Annotated in this window: 1 protein-coding gene; it reads right to left on the bottom strand. The window is 66.0% G+C overall.

What is annotated here, in order from left to right; translation table 11 throughout:
• A partial coding sequence (locus tag BMX78_RS22610; RefSeq protein ID WP_139205086.1) for an aspartate ammonia-lyase occupies positions 1-1293 on the bottom strand: 1293 nt, incomplete at both ends.

Genomic DNA, 1293 nt, shown 5'->3' with positions numbered 1-1293 from the left:
TTGCCGGTGGCGAGTGCTTCCTGGGCGATGGCGGTGGCGGTGGTGTAGCCGAGGTGGGGGTTGAGGGCGGTGACCAGGCCGATGGATTGTTCCACTGTTTGGCGGAGGTGGTCGGTGTTGGCGGTGATGCCCTGGATGCAGCGTGCGGTGAGGGTGCGGCAGGCTGCTTCGAGGTGGGAGATGCTCTTGTGGAGGCTGTGGACGATGATGGGTTCGAAGGCGTTGAGTTGGAGTTGCCCGGCTTCGGCGGCCATGGTGATGGTGACGTCGTTGCCGATGACTTCGTAGGCGACCTGGGAGACGACTTCGGGGATGACCGGGTTGATTTTGCCGGGCATGATGGAGGAGCCGGATTGGACGGCGGGGAGGTTGATTTCGCCGAATCCGGCGCGGGGGCCGGAGGAGAGCAGGCGCAGGTCGTTGCAGATTTTGGAGAGTTTCACGGCGACGCGTTTGAGGACGCCGGAGAGGTGGACGAAGGCGCCGACGTCCTGGGTGGCTTCGATCAGGTCCGGGGCGGTGATCAGGGGGATGCCGGTGATGGCGGCCAGGTGCCGGCAGGCTGCTGCGGCGTAGCCGGCCGGGGCGTTCAGGCCGGTGCCGATGGCGGTGGCGCCGAGGTTGATTTCGTGGATGAGCAGTTCGGCTTCGGCGAGGCGGAGCCGGTCTTCGCCGATGGTGATGGCGTAGGTGCCGAATTCCTGGCCCAGAGTCATGGGCACGGCGTCCTGGAGCTGGGTGCGGCCCATTTTGACGATGGTGCGGAATTCGAGGGCTTTGGCGGCGCAGGCTTCTTCGAGTCCGGCCAGGGCGTCGAGCAGTTCGCGGGCGGCGAAGATGGTGCCGAGCTTCACGGCGGTGGGGTAGACGTCGTTGGTGGACTGGGAGAGGTTGACGTGGTCGTTGGGGTGCAGCCTGGCGTAGTCGCCCTTGGGGTGGCCCAGGATTTCCAGGGCGCGGTTGGCGATGACTTCGTTGGCGTTCATGTTCGAGGACGTTCCGGCGCCGCCCTGGATGACGTCCACCACGAACTGGTCGGCAAGCTGGCCGTTCAGGACGTCCTTGCAGGCTTGTTCGATGGCGTCGGCGCGTTCGGCGTCCAGGAGCCCGAGTTCGCGGTTGGTGCGGGCCGCGGCGAGTTTAACCGCTGCCAGGCCGCGGACCAGGTGCATGTTCGAGGACAGTTTCTGCCCCGTGATGGGAAAGTTCTCCACGGCCCGGAGCGTGTGCACACCCCAGTACGCCCCGGCCGGAACATCCCGGTCCCCCAGCAAATCATGCTCAGACCGGACA

Origin of the sequence: Arthrobacter sp. OV608, assembly GCA_900110595.1 — a bacterium.
Lineage (GTDB): Bacteria > Actinomycetota > Actinomycetes > Actinomycetales > Micrococcaceae > Arthrobacter.
The sequence above is the reverse complement of the archived record's forward strand: the minus strand, read 5'-3'. Positions and strand labels throughout refer to the sequence as shown.